Genomic DNA, 15732 nt, shown 5'->3' with positions numbered 1-15732 from the left:
GCCGTGGCCGGGCCGCGTTTCCTCGACCAGGCCCTGTTCGCCGGGCTGGCCGGGCAGGCGGCCGCCAACCCGCGCCGCCGCCAGCACCACAACCTGCACGCGATGGAAGAGCCCTGCCATCGCCTGCTCAATGCGCTGCAGCCGGACACCTACGTGCAGCCGCACTGCCACCGCAGCCCCGACAAGGCCGAGAGCATCATCGTGCTCAAGGGGCGCCTGGGCCTGCTGATCTTCTCCGAGGCCGGCGAACTGCTCGCCACCCGCGAGCTGTCGCCCGAAGGCGACTGCCCCGGCGTGGACCTGCCTCCGGGCACCTTCCACGCCCTGGTGGCGCTGGCGCCGGACAGCCTGATCTTCGAGTGCAAGGCCGGCCCCTACCAGGCCCTGGCCGACGACGAACGCGGCGCCTGGGCCCCGCGCGAGGGCGAGCCCGGCGCGGCTGAATACCTGGCCTGGATGCGGGCGCAGTTTCCCGCCTGAGTGCGAGGCTTTTCGCCGCAGGTGGTGTTCCCGCAGACCTCCTGGGGCGGCGGCAAGGCCAGCGGCATAGGGCGCGAGCTGGGGCCCTGGGGGCTGTCGGCGTTCCTCGGCATCAAGCACATCACCGCGCCGCGCTGACACATCGTAGGAAGCACGGTCTTGCAGGCTGCGCCGAGATGCTCTTCGTAGGATGGGTATCGCTTCGCTCAACACCATCCTACGGGGGTTCTGTGTTTGCCGGAGGGCATAGCAATGTAGGGCGCATAGCGCCTACGCCCCTCTTGCAGGCAGCGCCGTGCTCGCCTGCAACGTAGCGGACTTTGTCCGCGATAGCCGGATTCCTGAGCGTGTTCACAGGCTAGGGCAGGGACACGCCATGCACGGCGCAAAGGTCCTCCACCTGCGCCTGCAGGGCCTGGTTGCGGCCCGCATCGTCGCGCAGCAGCAGGCTGTGCTCGATGCCGTAGCCGAGCCGTTCGGCGAGCAGCGGGCGCAGGTCGAGGTCGGAAACGTTGTGCAGCATGGGGCCTCTGCCTCCGTCTGGCGGCATGTGAGCGAGCGAATGCATCGAATCTTATCGATGCGTGAAAGCCCCCACCACGTACCTGTACGAGTGCCGCCGGCCCCGTGCTAGAGTGCCGGACGAGTTTTCCCGCGGGGTTCACGATGACGTTGCGCCACCTGTTCTGCCTTGCCTTCCTGGCCTTCTCCGGGCCGCTGTTCGCCGCCGCTGCGCCGGTGGCCCATGCCCAGTTCCTGCCGCCGGACGACAACAACCTACGCGGCGAGGCGCCGGAGCAGCAGCAACTGCTGCAGGTCACCGAATACAGCGTGGTGCTGGGCAACCAGCGCCAGTCCAACCAGCAGCCGATCCCGATCACCACCCCGGCGCTGCTGCGCCTGAAGGGCAAGCCGCTGAACAAGGGCGGCGCCGTGACCCAGGTGCTGATCAGCTTCGACAGCGAGGGCAAGAGCCTGAAGAAGCCCAGCTACGACGCCGCCAGCCGCACCCTGAGCCTGTCCTACCCGGCCTCGTCCTATACCCAGCTGCTCGACCTGCTGCGCCATGGCCCGGTGTTCTGCCAGTTCCTCAGCTACCCCAACGGCCACGTCTGGGCCGACCTGCACAGCGGCGCCGTGCGCCTGCGTTGAGCCGGCGCCCACCGCGGGGTTACACTGCCCGCCTTTGATGACGGCCGGGCCGTCGACTGGTGCCGTAGAGAGAAGCGAGCGATGCGTAAAGACAAGAAGCAGGTGATTGGCGAAGAGATCGGCGACGAGTCGATCAAGCTGTTCCTCGAGGTCGAACCGGCCGACGACACCCCGCCGTCGCTGCACAAGCTGATCAAGGCCTACCGCGGCCTGCGCATCGACGATTTCGAGCGCTTCGTGAAGTTCTTCGTCGAGGCCGGTTACGACCTCGGCGCGAAGAACGCCAAGGGCGAGGACTTCGTCGCGCTGATCCGCGACCAGCGCCAGGCCGAGCCCTACATCGAGGTGATCGAAGCTGCCCGCGGCTGATCGGCCTTGCCGTGATGAAGCCCGCCGCGTGCGGGCTTTTTCGTGCCTGACGCTCGCCCCGTAGGATGGGTGGAGCGAAGCGATACCCATCGCCATGGCCGCATGGGTTTCGCAAGCTCAACCCATCCTACGAAGAGCGCATCGGCGCAGATCCCCCGCCCCCCGCCTAGACTTGCAGGTAGAACAACGACAAGGTGAGGACGCCGACATGCATGTACAGCCCTATCTGTTCTTCCACGGCCAGTGCGACGAAGCCATCGCCTTCTACCAGCAGGCCCTCGGCGCGCAGCTCAACGCGCTGATGCGCTACGAGGAGGCGCCGGGGCCGCTGCAGGTGCCCGACGGCTGGTGCGAGAAGGTCATGCATGCCAGCCTGCAGATCGGCCAGACCGAGGTGCTGATGTCCGACGGCCGCGGCGAGCACGAAGCGCCGTTCAATGGCTTTTCGCTGCACCTGGCCCTGCACAGCGTGGCCGCCGCCGAGAAGGCCTTCGCCGCGCTGGCCGAGGAGGGGCAGGTGGACATGCCGCTGGAGAAGACCTTCTGGGCGCAGCGCTTCGGCATGCTCCACGACCGCTTCGGCGTTGGCTGGATGATCAGCGCTCGCTGAAACGAAGGCTGCACAAACGAAAAGGCCCGCCGGATGGCGGGCCTTTTGCACTGGCGCTGGATCACTGATCCAGCTGCAGCTTCTGCCAGGTGTAGGCGTTGATCTCGCGGTACGCCGAGGCATCGGTCTCCAGCTGCTTCTCGCGGGCCGGGAAGATTTCCTTGAGCTTGGCGCCCCAGGCTTCGGACTTGTACTGCTGCGGGAAGCAGCGCTCCAGCAGGCCGAGCATGATCGATACGGTGACCGACGCGCCCGGGGAGGCGCCCAGCAGGGCGGCGATGGTGCCGTCCTCCGAGGCCACCAGCTCGGTGCCGAACTGCAGGATGCCGCCTTTCTTGGCGTCCTTCTTGATGATCTGCACGCGCTGGCCGGCGGTTTCCAGGCGCCAGTCGGCCGGGTTGGCCAGCGGGTAGAACTTGCGCAGGCTTTCCAGGCGCTGGTCCATGGACTGCATGACTTCGCGCACCAGATAGCGGGTCAGGTCCATGTTGTCGCGGGCGACCGCCAGCATCGGCATCAGGTTGCTGCCGCGCACCGACAGCGGCAGGTCGAGGAAGGAGCCGTGGCGCAGGAACTTGGTGGAGAAGCCGGCGTAGGGCCCGAACAGCAGGGACTTCCTGCCATCGACCACGCGGGTGTCCAGGTGCGGCACGGACATCGGCGGGGCGCCGACCTCGGCCTGGCTGTAGACCTTGGCCTGGTGCTGCTTGACCACCTCGGGGTTGTCGCAGCGCAGCCACTGGCCGCTCACCGGGAAGCCGCCGAAGCCCTTGCTTTCCGGGATGCCGGACATCTGCAGCAGCGGCAGCGCGCCGCCGCCGGCGCCGAGGAAGACGAACTTCGCGCGGATCTTGCGCGACTGGCCGTTCTGGGTGTTCTTGATGTCGACGATCCAGTCCTGGCCGTCGCGCTCAAGGCCCACGACCTTCTGGAAGTAGCTGACCTTCGCGCCGTCCTGCTTGCCCAGGCGGGCCAGCAGCTGGTTGGTCAGGGCGCCGAAGTTGACGTCGGTGCCATGCTCGACGCGGGTGGCGGCGACCTGCTCGTCGGCCGGGCGGCCGGGGATGGTCAGCGGCGCCCACTGGCCCAGCTGCTCGCGGTCCTCGGTGTAGACCATGGACTCGAAGGCGTGGTGCTGGCTCAGCGTCTCGAAGCGCTTCTTCAGGAAGGGCACGTCCTTGCCACGGACGAAGCTCAGGTGCGGCACCGGGTTGATGAAGTTGCGCGGATTGCCGAAGCCTTCCTTGTCCACCAGGTGCGCCCAGAACTGCTTGGACACCTCGAACTGGGCGTTGATCTGCACCGCTTTCTTGATGTCGATGGAGCCATCGGCGGCCTGCGGCGTGTAGTTCAGCTCGCAGAGGCCGGCGTGGCCGGTGCCGGCGTTGTTCCAGGGGTTGGAGCTCTCGATGGCTCCGGACTCCTGCAGTTCGACGATCTCCAGGCGGGTGCCGGGTTCGACTTCCTTCAACAGGGTCGCCAGGGTTGCGCTCATGATGCCGGCGCCAACCAGCAGCACATCCAACGCTTCGTGTTCGTTCGCCATTCTCGCTCGCCACACTCTCGTGAAGTAGTGAAAAACCTTCAAATCACGCTCTTATGGAGACGTGAAGCTCAAAGGGGGTCGTCGCTGCGGGCGGGTCCGGACTCGGTACGGAGGGGACTCGCGGCAATCCTTGCCTGAAAGTGTCGTCGCAACGATCGGTACAAAGCGCGGGACCGGTGGCCACGGCGCAATTGGCGACTCTCTAGGAGGGTGTGACAGGCCGACGGGCGCAAGGCTGTCGTGCTGTGGGACCCGATCAGGAGGCGTCCTTATAATCGGGGCGCGATTATAACGACGAAATGCAAAAAAAGCCCTCGTACTTAGACTTTTTTCCGAGTTCCAGTCACCGTATTTCCTATTTTTGCACCAATATGGTGCGACATGCCCTCGCGCATGTCGCCGCCAAGGAACCTGTAACAAAGTGCCAGCGTCCAAGCTGCAGAGCGCTATCAGGGCGCTCCGACGGCCGGTATACTGCCCGCCGTTCCGAGCCCAACCCATGGAGACACGAACATGTTGCAGCGCCTGTTGCTCAGTCTGATCGCCGCCGGCACCCTGGCCTTGTCCGGCTGTGCCCTCAGCCCGCAACAACTGAACCCGGACCCGCTGTTCACGGGCCAGCCGGTCGCCGTCGGCCAGGGCCAGCCGGTGGTGGTGAAGGTGGTCGACGGCCGCCAGAGCACCGAGCTGGGAACCCGTGGCGGCCTCTACTCGGAGACCAGCGCGGTCACCGTGCGCAGCCAGGACGTGATTCCCAAGCTGCAGGCGCAGACCGAGGCGGCGGTGCGCCTGCTCGGCTTCACTCCCTCGCCGAACGCCTATAACGCCCCGACCCTGACCCTCACCCTGGCCGAGCTGAAGTACCAGTCGCCCAAGGACGGCATCTACGTCACCGAGGCCACCATAGGCGCGACCTTCCGCGTCGACGTGCAGGCCGGCGGGCGCCGCTACAGCGGCCGCTACGGCTCCAGCCTGAACCAGCGCTTCGGCATGGCGCCGAACCAGCAGACCAACACCAAGCTGGTCAGCGACGTGCTCAGCGACGCCCTGGACCGCGTGTTCAAGGACCCGACCATCGGGCAGACGCTGAACCAGCGCTGATCGTCCTGGCGCGAATGAAAAAGCCCGGCGAGTGCCGGGCTTTTTCGTTCATGGTCGCGGGAACTCAGGCGGCGGCCTGGCGGAACGGGTCGTTCTCGTAGGCCGGCTGGCGCTCGTCGGCTTCCGGCAGGTCCAGGTGTTCGTGGCCGCAGGCCTGGCAGTACACCAGCCAGTGGTCGTCCTGGACGTTGAAGGAGAGGTCGGTGACCACGGCTTCGATTTCATCCAGGTGTTCGATCAGGTAGGCGCTTTCGTGGGGTACGATTTCGAGCATGGCGAATCTCCTAGGCGGGATACCGGATGGCGAAAGGTGACTAGCCAGTCACGTGCCAGGTGTCGGAAAAGGCTTAGAACCCTTCTCGATAAGGCTGACGTTCGTCGTGAATAAGACGACCGAACTGGCTGTGCCTTCCTCCTGACAGATACAATCGGGCGTCTTTCTTTCAGTCCTGTGACGCACCCGCTGCGGTTCGTCGCTTCGTACAGAACTCGGCCTTGGCGCTTTCTGGCTTCCGGGCGTGCAGTCCTGAAGTGTGGAGGTCGTGATGTCGCTGCAGGCGCTCTGGAATCTGTTCCAGGCCCATCCCGCCCGGGTTCTCAACGACCTGGCATTGTTCTTCGCCCTGGCCGGCGCCTGGCTGCTGCTGGCCACCCGCCGGCGCGAGCGCCAGGCCCTGCAACGCCTGGTCGCCGGTGGCGAGGGCGTGGCCGCGCCGCTGGCCGAGGCCGAGCCGTCGACGGCGAAGATCAACCGCTTCTTCTACCTCTTCGGCTTCGCCTGCCTGGCCCTGGCCGTCGCGCTGAGCCAGTACAGCACGCACCTGCCGGGCTGAAAACGCACCGTCACGATGCAAAAGGGCGCCCATGGGCGCCCTTTTCGTTCATGCGGTGGCTCAGGCCTGCTTGAGCCGGTACTGGTTCAGCACCGGGTTGGCGTACTGCAGGACCAGGTAGGGGCGGTGCTCCGGCGGGCAGGCCTGCAGGCGCTGCTGCCACTGCTCGCGGGCCCGGCGCAGTTCCTCGGCGCCGAACAGGCTCTCGGCGCCGGGCACGGCCAGGGCCGGGTCGCGCAGCTCGGACATCTCGTAGGCCAGGTAGTGCACCGGGAACAGCCGGTAGTTGCCGAGGATCTGCCGGTCCAGGGCGGCGGCCAGCTGCTTGGCGTCGGCGTAGTCGCCGTCCATCTCGGCGCCGAAGTTGATCTGCACGCGGCCTTTGTAGCCGGTGATGCCCTGGGCGATGCTGGCGTCGTCCTCGCCCGGCGCCTTGCGGTACTCGCCGGTAGTGGCGCGGGTGTACAGCTCGCGGGCTTTGGCGGCGTCGCAGGGGTCGTATTCGTAGCTGATCGACACCGGGATCAGGTGCAGCTCGCGGATCACCTCGGCGAAGGGCTCGTCCTTGCGGCTCATGTGGAACATCTTGAGGATCGCCGAGTCGGTGCGGTCGTCACCGTCCTTGGCGCGGCCCTCGGCCTGGGCGATCCACACCGACTCGCCGTCGTGGCGGATCGAATGGTTGATGTAGGCCGAGAGGGTGGTGTAGGCCGCCAGCTTCTCGCGCCGGCCGCTGATCGAACGGTGCACGATGAAGCTCTTGTTCAGGCGCATCAGGTCGCTGACGAAGGGCCGCTGCAGCAGGTTGTCGCCGATGGCGATGCGCGGCGTCGGCAGCTTGGCGTGGTAGATGGCGTAGTTGCAGAACGCCGGGTCCATCACGATGTCGCGGTGGTTGGCGATGAACAGGTAGGCGCGGCCGCTCTTGAGGTTGTCCAGCCCGGAGTAGGTGACGCCGTCGGTGGCGTGCTCGATGGTGCGGTCGACGTAGGGCTCGCACTTGTCCTGCAGTTCCACCACGCTGCGGATGCCGGTGACCTCGCGGGCCAGGCGGTGGGCGATCAGCGGGCGCAGCAGCCAGCCGAAGGGGCGCGACAGGCGCGGATAACGATAACGCGCCAGAATACCCAGGAAGGCGTCGTCGCTCAGCAGGCGCTGGAGAACGGCCGGGACTTCGGCGTCGTTGTACGGTCGGATGGCTTCGAACTCGCCCATCATGCTCTCTTGTTCATGGGTGTAACTGGCACGGCACGCGTCTGGCGCGGGCCTCTCCCCCGGAAAACCGGCCATGCCCGCGGGCCTGGCCGGATAAAAAGACCGCGGGAGTATAACGGAAGTCACAGGGGACCTTCAGATGCTCGAGACCCAGGCTTACCGCTGCCCCTATTGCGGGGAAGCGGTCGAGGCCGTGCTAGACCTCTCCGGCGGCGACCAGAGCTACTATGAAGATTGTCCGGTGTGTTGCCGGCCCATCCTGTTCCAGCTGTACACCGACGGCGCCCAGTGGACGCTGGAGGTTCACCGGGAGGACGACTGATGCAGCGAGTCTACGAACCGGCCGACCTGGCCGAGGCCGAGTTGCTGGCCGGCATGCTGGCCAGCGAGGGCATCGATTGCCACCTCGGCGGCCGCCACCTGCTCGGTGGCATCGGCGAGCTGCCGCTGCACGGGCTGCTGCACCTGTGGGTCGACGACGATGCGGCGCAACAGGCGCGGGAGCTGATCCAGGCGTACAATGCCGCGCAGCCGTTGCCCGGCCCGGCCGACGAGTTCGGCCCGGCCAGCGGCGTGCTGCTCTGTTGAGGCCGCGCTGGAGCGCCGATGACCGCCCGCTTTGCCCTGTTCCGCTGGACCCGCGAGCTCGCCGAGCTGCCGGGCTTTCCCAAGGACCACCCGCCGCACTGGAACCTTGCCCCCGGCGCGCAGCTGCTGATGCTGCGCGAGGAGGCCGGCGTGCGCCGCGCCGACCTGGCGCGCTGGGGCCTGACCCCGGCCTGGCTCACCGACCTGTCGCGCACCCCGGCCCACGCCCGCGCCGAGACCTTGCACGAGCAGCCGATGTTCCGCGAAGCCTTCGCCCGCCGCCGCTGCCTGGTGCCGGCCAACGGTTTCTACGAATGGCGCGGCGTGCGCAAGCGGTCCTACTGGGTGGCCGGCGCCAGTGGCCTGAGTTATTTCGCCGCAGTCTGGGAGGCCTACCCGGTGGACGGCCACACCTGGCTGAGCCTGGCCCTGGTGACCCAGGCGGCCGGACCGCTGCGCCGCCCGTTGCTGCTGGAGAGCGAGGAGGACAGGGCGCTCTGGCTGGGTGACGAGACGCCGCTGCCCAAGTTGCTGAGCCTGCTGGCGCGGCCGCAGGTGCGGCTGCGGGAGCAGGCGTTGGCGAGCATAGTCAACGATCCGGCTTGCGATGGGCCGGAGTGTTTGACGCCGGCTTGATGCGGGAGCGCTGAAGGGGCTTTTCGTAGGAGCGAGCTTGCTCGCGAATGGCGCCTCCCGATTGTCGAGGTGCGACAGATTGACTCCGCTCCCTCTCCCCAGCCCTCGGCTGCGCGCCCCGCCCTGAAGGGAGAGGGGGCTAGACCGTGCCGAGAACAGGCATGGTTTCAGCCGGAAACCACCGCGCTTGCCGGCTGACGCAGGAATACCCATGCACGCCGAACGGTCCCCTCTCCCTTCAGGGAGAGGGTTAGGGAGAGGGAAAGGAGCCAAATCGAAACACCGAAGCCACCGGTGAACACGCTTCGCGAGCAAGCTCGCTCCTACAAAAAACACCCCCAACCATCCGCCTTATCATCCAGAGGCCCCCACTCGCATTCAGCAGCCTGATAGTGCGCGCCAGCTTCCCCCTCGCTTGCCTAAGCTGCACTCCACCCCTTCGCTCTGGCCGCGTTGGCGGCGAACAGGAGTTCGGCATGCACAATAACAACAACGGCTACCCCTCCAGTGCCGTGGCCTGGTCCACGGTGGCGATCCTCATGGTCGCCTACGTCCTGTCGTTCATCGACCGGCAGATCCTCAACCTGCTGGTCGGGCCGATCCGCCGCGATCTGGCCATCAGCGACACCCAGATGAGCCTGCTCATGGGGCTGTCCTTCGCGCTCTTCTACACCCTTTGCGGCATCCCCCTCGGGCGCATGGCCGACAGCCGCAGCCGGCGCGGGCTGATCACCGTCGGCGTGCTGATCTGGAGCGCCATGACCGCGGCCTGCGGCCTGGCCCGGCAGTACTGGCAGTTCCTGCTGTTCCGCGTCGGCGTCGGCGTGGGCGAGGCGGCGCTGTCGCCGGCGGCCTATTCGCTGATCGCCGACAGCTTCCCGGCGCAGCGCCGGGCCACCGCCATCAGCGTCTATTCCATGGGCATCTACCTGGGCTCCGGGCTGGCCTTCCTGCTCGGCGGGCTGGTGATCAAGTTCGCCTCGGCCCAGGGCGACGTGCACTTGCCGCTGCTCGGCGAAGTGCGCCCCTGGCAGCTGATCTTCCTCATTCTCGGCGCCGCCGGTGTGCTCTTCACCCTGCTGATGCTGGCGGTGAAGGAGCCGCAGCGCCACGGCGTGGGCGCCGGCGTCGAGGTGCCGATGCGCGAGGTCGGCGCCTACCTGCGGGCCAACCGCAAGACGGTGATCTGCCACAACTTCGGCTTCGCCTGCATCTCCTTCGCCAGCTACGGCAGCGGCGCCTGGGTGCCGACCTTCTTCGTCCGCACCTATGGCTGGGACGCCGGCCACGTCGGCGTGGTGTACGGCAGCATAGTGGCGGTGTTCGGCTGCCTGGGCATCGTCTTCGGCGGGCGCCTGGCCGACCGCTGGGCCAAGCGCGGCAGGACCGACGCCAACATGCGCGTGGGCCTGCTGGCGGCCTGCCTGGCGCTGCCGCTGTCGGTGACCTTCCCGCTGCTGGACGACGCCAACCTGGTGGCCCTGCTGATGGCGCCCACGGTGTTCTGCCTGAGCATGCCCTTCGGCGTGGCGCCGGCGGCGATCCAGGAGATCATGCCCAACTCCATGCGCGGCCAGGCCTCGGCCATCTACCTGTTCGTGGTCACCCTGTTCGGCCTGGGGGTCGGCCCCACCGCGGTGGCGCTGGTCACCGACTTCGTGTTCCACGACGACATGGCGCTGCGCTACTCGCTGCTGATCGTCACCAGCCTGGCGCTGCTGGGCGGCGTGCTGCTGCTGGGCATGGGCCTGAAGCCCTACCGCCAGAGCCGCGAGCACCTGCAGAACTGGAGCCTGCAGCGCGAGCTTGGGCAGGACAAGGGCGGGATGCAGCGGCAGCCGGCGTAGGCTGTCATGCCCCGGCCAGCACCGTGGCTGGGGCCGGGCCATTGCGGACGGAGCCCGCTCCCACGGGGAATACCGTTGTAGGAGCGGACCTTGTCCGCGATAGCCGGACGTTCCGGCGCGATTCGCGGATGAGATCCGCTCCTACGCCACCCCACCCACGCCATTCCCCCGTAGGAGCGGACTCCGTCCGCGATCCGGCCGCAAGGCCGGCAAAGAAAAAGCCCCGCTGCTGCGGTAATGCTGTTCACTTAAGAAAGGATGCCGTTTCTCTGCCTGGGGAAACGGTATTTTTCATTTGGGGTTATGGCTTGGCTCGCGAAGCTTGCCCCACTCCGGCCTTAACCTGGTGATTGCCGCGAACAATACTTGCGCTGGCCCGAAGGGGAATAACCCAGTTGCCTTGGCTTGGGTGTTTCTGCGCCGCACCGAGTCTGCCCGACCGCCTTGTTTCGCCCCCTCGGGCGAGTCACTTTTGTCAGTCGCCACAAAAGTAACCAAAAAGGCTTGCCCCGACATACGGGCCCGATGGAGCCGGGCTACCCTCGCGAATTCCCCCGCCACGGAGGCCCGCCCCGAGGGTACGTCCCTGTAGCCCATCGGGGCTCTCGCGACATCCATGTCGCATGACCTCCTGAGCGCCGGTTTCGCTCGGCCTGCTGAAGGGGCGTTTCGGAGTGCGCGGCTATTTCTCTGGAAATCCGAATCGCGGACAAGGTCCGCTACGGTTCCAGGAAGCACGGGCGTAGTAGGACCTTGTCCGCGATTGGACTCAACGCCCCCGCCGGACACCCCGGTGGCACGAACGGCCCCCTCTCCCGCTTGCGGGAGAGGGCTGGGGTGACGGAGCGAAGCCAGGCTGGCGCACCTTCGCTGAACCACCACATATCGCTTAAGTGAACAGCATTACGCTGCTGCGGGGCTTTTTCGTTCAGTGCGCCGGCGTCGGCTCGGCCACGGGCGTCAGGTCCTTCTTCGCCACCAGCGTGTACACGCACGGCAGCACGAACAGGGTGAAGAGCGTGCCCACGGTCATCCCGGTGGCGATCACCACGCCGATGTCGAAGCGGCTCACCGCGCCGGCGCCGGTGGCCAGCAGCAGCGGGATCACCCCCAGGACCATGGCCGCGGTGGTCATCAGCACCGGGCGCAGGCGGATGGCCGCGGCTTCTTCCACCGCCTCGCGCACGCCCAGGCCGCGTTCGTGGCGCAGCTGGTTGGCGAACTCGACGATGAGGATGCCGTGCTTGCTGATCAGCCCGATCAGCGTCACCAGGCCCACCTGGGTGTAGATGTTCAGGCTCGACAGGCCGAGGAACAGCGGCACCAGCGCGCCACAGATCGACAGCGGCACCGTGACCATGATTACCAGTGGATCGCGGAAGCTCTCGAACTGCGCGGCCAGCACCAGGAAGATCACCGCCAGGGCCAGGCCGAAGGTCAGCAGCAGCGCGTTGCCTTCCTGGACGAACTGCCGCGAGGCGCCGGCGTAGTCGAAGGCGAAGCCGCGCGGCGACTCCTGCTCGGCGATCTGCTTCACGGTGTCGATGGCGTCGCCCATGCTCACCAGCGGCACGCCGGAGACGATTGCCGAGTTCAACTGCTGGAACTGGTTGAGCTGGCGCGGCCGTGCGCGCTCGTGCAGGGTCACCACGGTGGACAGCGGCAGCAGTTCGCCGCGGCCGTTCTTCACGTAGTAGCTGCCCAGCCATTCGGGGTTCTCGCGGAAGCGCCGCTCGACCTGGGCGATCACCTTGTAGCTGCGCCCGTCGATGGTGAAGCGGTTGATCTCGCCCTCGCCCAGCAGGCTGGCCAGGGTGATGCCCAGGTCCTGCATGGACACGCCCATCTGCGCCGCCTTGGCGCGGTCGATGTCGACCACCAGTTCCGGCTTGTCGAAGGCCAGGTCGAGGTCGAGGAAGGCGAATTTGCCGGATTCCTCGGCGCGCTTCTTCACCCGCTCGGCCACCTGCAGCAGCGACTCGTAGTCGGCGGCGGTGTTGATCACGAACTGGAACGGCAGGCCCTCGCCGGTGCCTGGCAGCGACGGCAGGTTGAAGCCGAATATCTGCAGGCCGGGGATCTTGTCCAGCTCGGCCTGCACCGCGTGGAGCAGCTCCATCTGGCTGCGCTCGCGCTCGTCCCAGGGTTTGAGCAACATGCCGCCGATGCCGCTCTGCACACCGTTGTAGCCGTTGATCTGGAACGCCGAATAGTACTCGGGGAAGCTGCGGAAGATGCGCTCGAACTCGCCGGTGTACTTGTTCAGGTAGTCCAGGTTGGCGGTCTGCGGCGCGTTGGCCATGAGGAAGACGATGCCCTGGTCTTCCTCCGGCGCCAGTTCCTTGTGGGTGAACACCAGCAGCAGCGGGATGATCGCCAGCACCAGCGCGCCGAACACCAGCACCACCGGGCGGTTGTCCAGGGTGGCGTGGAGGCTGCGCTGGTAGCGTCGCTTCAGGCCTTCGAAGAGCAGGTCCAGGCGGTGCGCCAGGCCGCTGGGGTTCTCGTCGTGGCGCAGCAGGCGCGAGCACATCATCGGCGACAGCGTCAGCGCGACTACCCCGGAGATGATCACCGCGCCGGCCAGGGTGAAGGCGAACTCCTTGAACAGCGCGCCGGTCAGGCCGCTGAGGAAGCCGATGGGGGCGTACACCGCGGCCAGGGTGATGGTCATGGTGACCACCGGCACGGCGATTTCCCGGGCGCCCTCGATGGCGCCCTGGAAGGGCGACTTGCCGTCCTCGATGTGGCGGTGGATGTTCTCCACCACCACGATGGCGTCGTCCACCACCAGGCCGATGGCGAGCACCATGGCCAGCAGCGTCAGCAGGTTGATGGAGTAGCCCATCAGCTGCATGAAGAACAGCACGCCGATCATCGACAGCGGGATGGTCACCACCGGGATCAGCACCGAGCGGAAGGCGCCGAGGAACAGGAAGACCACCACGATGACGATCAGGATGGCCTCGCCGAGGGTCTTCACCACCTCGTCGATGGAGGCCTGGATGAAGCGCGTGGCGTCGTAGGCGATGGACACCTTCAGGTCCGGCGGCAGCTGTTCTTCCAGCTCGGGCATCTTGGCGCGGACTTCCTTGATCACGTCCAGCGGGTTGGAGCTGGGCGTGCCCTTGATGCCGATGTACACCGAGGGTATGCCGTTGAACGAGCTGACCGAGTCGTAGCTGGCCGCGCCCAGTTCCACCCGCGCCACGTCGCTCATCAGCACGCGGCGATCGCCGAGGGTCTTCAGCGGGATGGCGGCGAAGGCCTGCGGCGATTTCAGGTCGGTGGCGGCGTTGACGCTGGTGACCACCAGTTCGCCCTTCACCTCGCCGGCGGCGGAGAGGAAGTTGTACTTGCGCACGGCGTCGTCGATGTCGCTGGCGGTGATGCCGTAGGCGGCCATCTTCACCGGGTCCAGCCACAGGCGCATGGCGAACACCTGGTTGCCGAGGATCTCGGCCTCGGCGATGCCCGGCAGGGTGGCGAGCTTGGGCTGGATCACCCGCGACAGGTAGTCGGTGATCTGCGGGTTGTCCATGTGCTCGCTGTAGAAGCTGATGTACATCAGCGCCGAGGCGTCGGCGGCTTCCTTGTCCAGCACCGGGTCCTCGGCGTCGGGCGGCAGCTGCGTCTTCACCTCGCCGATCTTCGACAGCAGCTCGGTCACCAGGCGGTCGGTGTTGGCGCCGATGTGCGCGTAGATGGAGATCACCGAGTAGTTCTGCCGGCTCACCGAGGTCATGTAGTCGATGCCCTCGGCGCTGGCCAGGCTCTGCTGCAGCGGCTGGGTGATGTAGCCCTGGATGGTCTCGGCGTTGGCCCCGGCGTAGAAGGTGGTGACGGTGATCAGCGCGTTCTCCATCTGCGGGTATTCGCGGATCACCAGGCGGCTGAAGGCCTGCATGCCGAGCAGGACGATCAGCAGGCTGACCACCGTCGCCAGCACCGGGCGGCGGATGAAGGGATCGGTAAAGGCCATGGTTCAGTCCTTTGTCGTTGCGCCCGCGCGGCCGTGGCCGGGCGGGGTTCGGCGGCCGCGCGGGCCGCCCTGGTGCTTGGGTTGCGGCTCAGCGCACGTCGTCGACGATGGCCACCGGGGTGCCGCTGTCCAGCTTGAGCTGGCCGCTGGTCACCACCTGTTCGCCGGCCTTCAGGCCATCGAGGATCACCGCCTTGCCTTCGCGGCGCTCGCCGACCTTGACGAAGCGGCGCTCCACGCCCAGCAGCGGCTGGCCCTTGGCATCGTTCTGCGGCTTGCCGTCCTTGTCCTGCTTCGGCCCCACCACGTACACCGAGTTGCCGTACAGGGTGAAGGCGATGGCGGTCTCCGGCACCACCACGCGCTGCGCGGTTTCCGGCAGCTGCACCTCGAGGCTGGCGAACATCCCCGGCAGCAGCTTGCCGTCGGGGTTGGCCATGGCCGCGCGCACCTGCAGGTTGCGCGTCTCGTTGTCCACCCGCGGGTTCAGCGCCTGGATGCGCGCCTCGAACACCTGGCCCGGGTAGGCCGCGACCGTGACCAGCACGCGCTGGCCGACCTGCAGGCGGGGGAAGTCCTGTTCCGGCAGGAAGAAGTCCACCAGCAGGGTGGAAAGGTCCTGCAGGGTGGCGATGGGCGTGCCCGGCGAGACGTAGTCGCCGACGTCCACCTGGCGGATGCCGATGGTGCCGCCGAAGGGGGCGAGCACGCGCTTCTTCGCCAGCGCCGCCTTGAGCTGCGCGACCGTGGCGCTGGAGCGCTGCAGCTGCGCGGCCAGGCGGTCGAACTCGCTCTTGGAGATGGCCTGGCGGCCGACCAGGCTGCGGCCGCGCTCGAATTCCACCTGGGCCAGGTTGAGGTCGGCCTCGGCGGTGCGCAGGGTGGCGGCCTCGACGTCGTTCTCCAGCTGCACGATGGGCTGGTCGACGCGGACCTTCTCGCCGGAGGCGAACAGCACCTGGCGCACGGTGCCCGAGGCTTCGGCGGTGAGCACCACGCCCTGGTTGGCGCGCAGGGTGCCGATGGCCGGCAGGCGGCTCTGCCAGGTGAGCTCTTCGGCCTTGACCGCGGTGACGCTGACCGGCGGGCGCGGCGCGGTGAACTGGGCGATCTGCTTCTGGATGGAGAAGTACTTGGAGCCGGCGAGCACCGCGACTATGACGGCGACCGCGCCGAGCATGATCAGCATGCGGCGCAACATGTTCCTGTTCCTTGGTAAGTGCCTGGCGGCTCTGCGCTGCGAGGGGCCCGTTCCTGTATGACCGGCCCTGCCTTCGCGGGACTGCATCGGTTCCCGGAGCCTGGCGGGAATGCCCCGTTGCGGGGCAGAAGTGCGCACATTAGACGGAGTTCGCTGCCGCGTCAAAGTGCCT

Annotated in this window: 17 protein-coding genes; 11 read left to right on the top strand and 6 right to left on the bottom strand. The window is 67.1% G+C overall.

Annotated features, from left to right (window positions below; all coding sequences use genetic code 11):
• Positions 1-3 precede the first annotated feature (3 nt).
• Together IG194_RS09185 and IG194_RS09180 are read left to right on the top strand one after the other, a co-directional pair.
• Positions 4-480, top strand: a complete 477-nt coding sequence (locus tag IG194_RS09185) for a WbuC family cupin fold metalloprotein (protein ID WP_009615835.1) — start codon at positions 4-6, stop codon at positions 478-480.
• Positions 481-618, top strand: a complete 138-nt coding sequence (locus IG194_RS09180; protein WP_160326813.1) for a hypothetical protein — start codon at positions 481-483, stop codon at positions 616-618. It abuts the gene before it with no gap.
• Positions 619-838: 220 nt separating this feature from the next.
• Here the strand turns inward: IG194_RS09180 and IG194_RS09175 are convergent, their stop codons facing one another.
• Complete coding sequence (locus tag IG194_RS09175; RefSeq protein WP_160329391.1) at positions 839-1003, bottom strand: hypothetical protein; 165 nt, start codon at positions 1001-1003, stop codon at positions 839-841.
• A 143-nt stretch (positions 1004-1146) separates the two neighbouring features.
• Here IG194_RS09175 and IG194_RS09170 point away from each other — a divergent pair, with 143 nt between their 5' ends.
• The 3 genes from IG194_RS09170 (at position 1147) to IG194_RS09160 (ending at position 2611) form a co-directional block, all read left to right on the top strand.
• Positions 1147-1632 (top strand): hypothetical protein, encoded by a 486-nt coding sequence (locus IG194_RS09170; protein WP_043273280.1) that lies wholly within the window; start codon positions 1147-1149, stop codon positions 1630-1632.
• A gap of 81 nt (positions 1633-1713) precedes the next feature.
• Positions 1714-2001, top strand: a complete 288-nt coding sequence (locus IG194_RS09165; protein WP_009615841.1) for a PA4642 family protein — start codon at positions 1714-1716, stop codon at positions 1999-2001.
• A 208-nt stretch (positions 2002-2209) separates the two neighbouring features.
• Positions 2210-2611, top strand: coding sequence for a VOC family protein (locus IG194_RS09160; protein ID WP_009615843.1), 402 nt, complete (start codon positions 2210-2212; stop codon positions 2609-2611).
• Positions 2612-2672: 61 nt separating this feature from the next.
• Here IG194_RS09160 and mqo read toward each other — a convergent pair whose 3' ends face one another.
• On the bottom strand, positions 2673-4157 hold the full coding sequence (mqo, locus tag IG194_RS09155; protein ID WP_009615846.1) for a malate dehydrogenase (quinone): 1485 nt from the start codon (positions 4155-4157) through the stop codon (positions 2673-2675).
• Positions 4158-4670: 513 nt separating this feature from the next.
• Between mqo and IG194_RS09150 the strand changes: the two genes are divergently transcribed.
• Positions 4671-5258, top strand: coding sequence for a YajG family lipoprotein (locus IG194_RS09150; protein ID WP_058487502.1), 588 nt, complete (start codon positions 4671-4673; stop codon positions 5256-5258).
• A gap of 64 nt (positions 5259-5322) precedes the next feature.
• Here IG194_RS09150 and IG194_RS09145 read toward each other — a convergent pair whose 3' ends face one another.
• Complete coding sequence (locus tag IG194_RS09145; RefSeq protein WP_058487501.1) at positions 5323-5532, bottom strand: hypothetical protein; 210 nt, start codon at positions 5530-5532, stop codon at positions 5323-5325.
• A gap of 271 nt (positions 5533-5803) precedes the next feature.
• Between IG194_RS09145 and IG194_RS09140 the strand changes: the two genes are divergently transcribed.
• On the top strand, positions 5804-6091 hold the full coding sequence (locus tag IG194_RS09140) for a hypothetical protein (RefSeq protein ID WP_043314065.1): 288 nt from the start codon (positions 5804-5806) through the stop codon (positions 6089-6091).
• Between the two features lie 60 nt (positions 6092-6151).
• Here IG194_RS09140 and IG194_RS09135 read toward each other — a convergent pair whose 3' ends face one another.
• Positions 6152-7309 carry a 1-acyl-sn-glycerol-3-phosphate acyltransferase gene (locus IG194_RS09135; protein WP_024128437.1) on the bottom strand — a complete coding sequence of 386 codons (1158 nt, stop codon included), beginning with the start codon at positions 7307-7309 and terminating at the stop codon, positions 6152-6154.
• 136 nt (positions 7310-7445) lie between these two features.
• Between IG194_RS09135 and IG194_RS09130 the strand changes: the two genes are divergently transcribed.
• The 4 genes from IG194_RS09130 (at position 7446) to IG194_RS09115 (ending at position 10377) form a co-directional block, all read left to right on the top strand.
• Positions 7446-7628: a CPXCG motif-containing cysteine-rich protein gene (locus IG194_RS09130; protein ID WP_043314063.1), complete on the top strand. Its 183-nt coding sequence runs from the start codon at positions 7446-7448 to the stop codon at positions 7626-7628.
• Positions 7628-7894, top strand: coding sequence for a DUF2007 domain-containing protein (locus tag IG194_RS09125; RefSeq protein WP_058487500.1), 267 nt, complete (start codon positions 7628-7630; stop codon positions 7892-7894). Before IG194_RS09130 ends, IG194_RS09125 begins: the two co-directional genes overlap by 1 nt.
• An 18-nt stretch (positions 7895-7912) precedes the next feature.
• Positions 7913-8530, top strand: a complete 618-nt coding sequence (locus IG194_RS09120; protein ID WP_058487499.1) for an SOS response-associated peptidase — start codon at positions 7913-7915, stop codon at positions 8528-8530.
• 476 nt (positions 8531-9006) lie between these two features.
• Complete coding sequence (locus IG194_RS09115; RefSeq protein ID WP_058487498.1) at positions 9007-10377, top strand: spinster family MFS transporter; 1371 nt, start codon at positions 9007-9009, stop codon at positions 10375-10377.
• A gap of 928 nt (positions 10378-11305) precedes the next feature.
• On the opposite strand, the gene IG194_RS09110 is transcribed toward IG194_RS09115, so the two are convergent.
• Positions 11306-14359: a multidrug efflux RND transporter permease subunit gene (locus IG194_RS09110; RefSeq protein WP_058487497.1), complete on the bottom strand. Its 3054-nt coding sequence runs from the start codon at positions 14357-14359 to the stop codon at positions 11306-11308.
• Between the two features lie 88 nt (positions 14360-14447).
• Positions 14448-15560 (bottom strand): efflux RND transporter periplasmic adaptor subunit, encoded by a 1113-nt coding sequence (locus IG194_RS09105; RefSeq protein ID WP_058487496.1) that lies wholly within the window; start codon positions 15558-15560, stop codon positions 14448-14450.
• Positions 15561-15732: the final 172 nt, after the last annotated feature.

The sequence above is a fragment of the Pseudomonas sp. ADPe genome (assembly GCF_014843515.1).
GTDB lineage: Bacteria > Pseudomonadota > Gammaproteobacteria > Pseudomonadales > Pseudomonadaceae > Pseudomonas > Pseudomonas citronellolis.
Note: the sequence above shows the minus strand (reverse complement) of the source record. Positions and strands in the feature narration are given on the sequence as shown.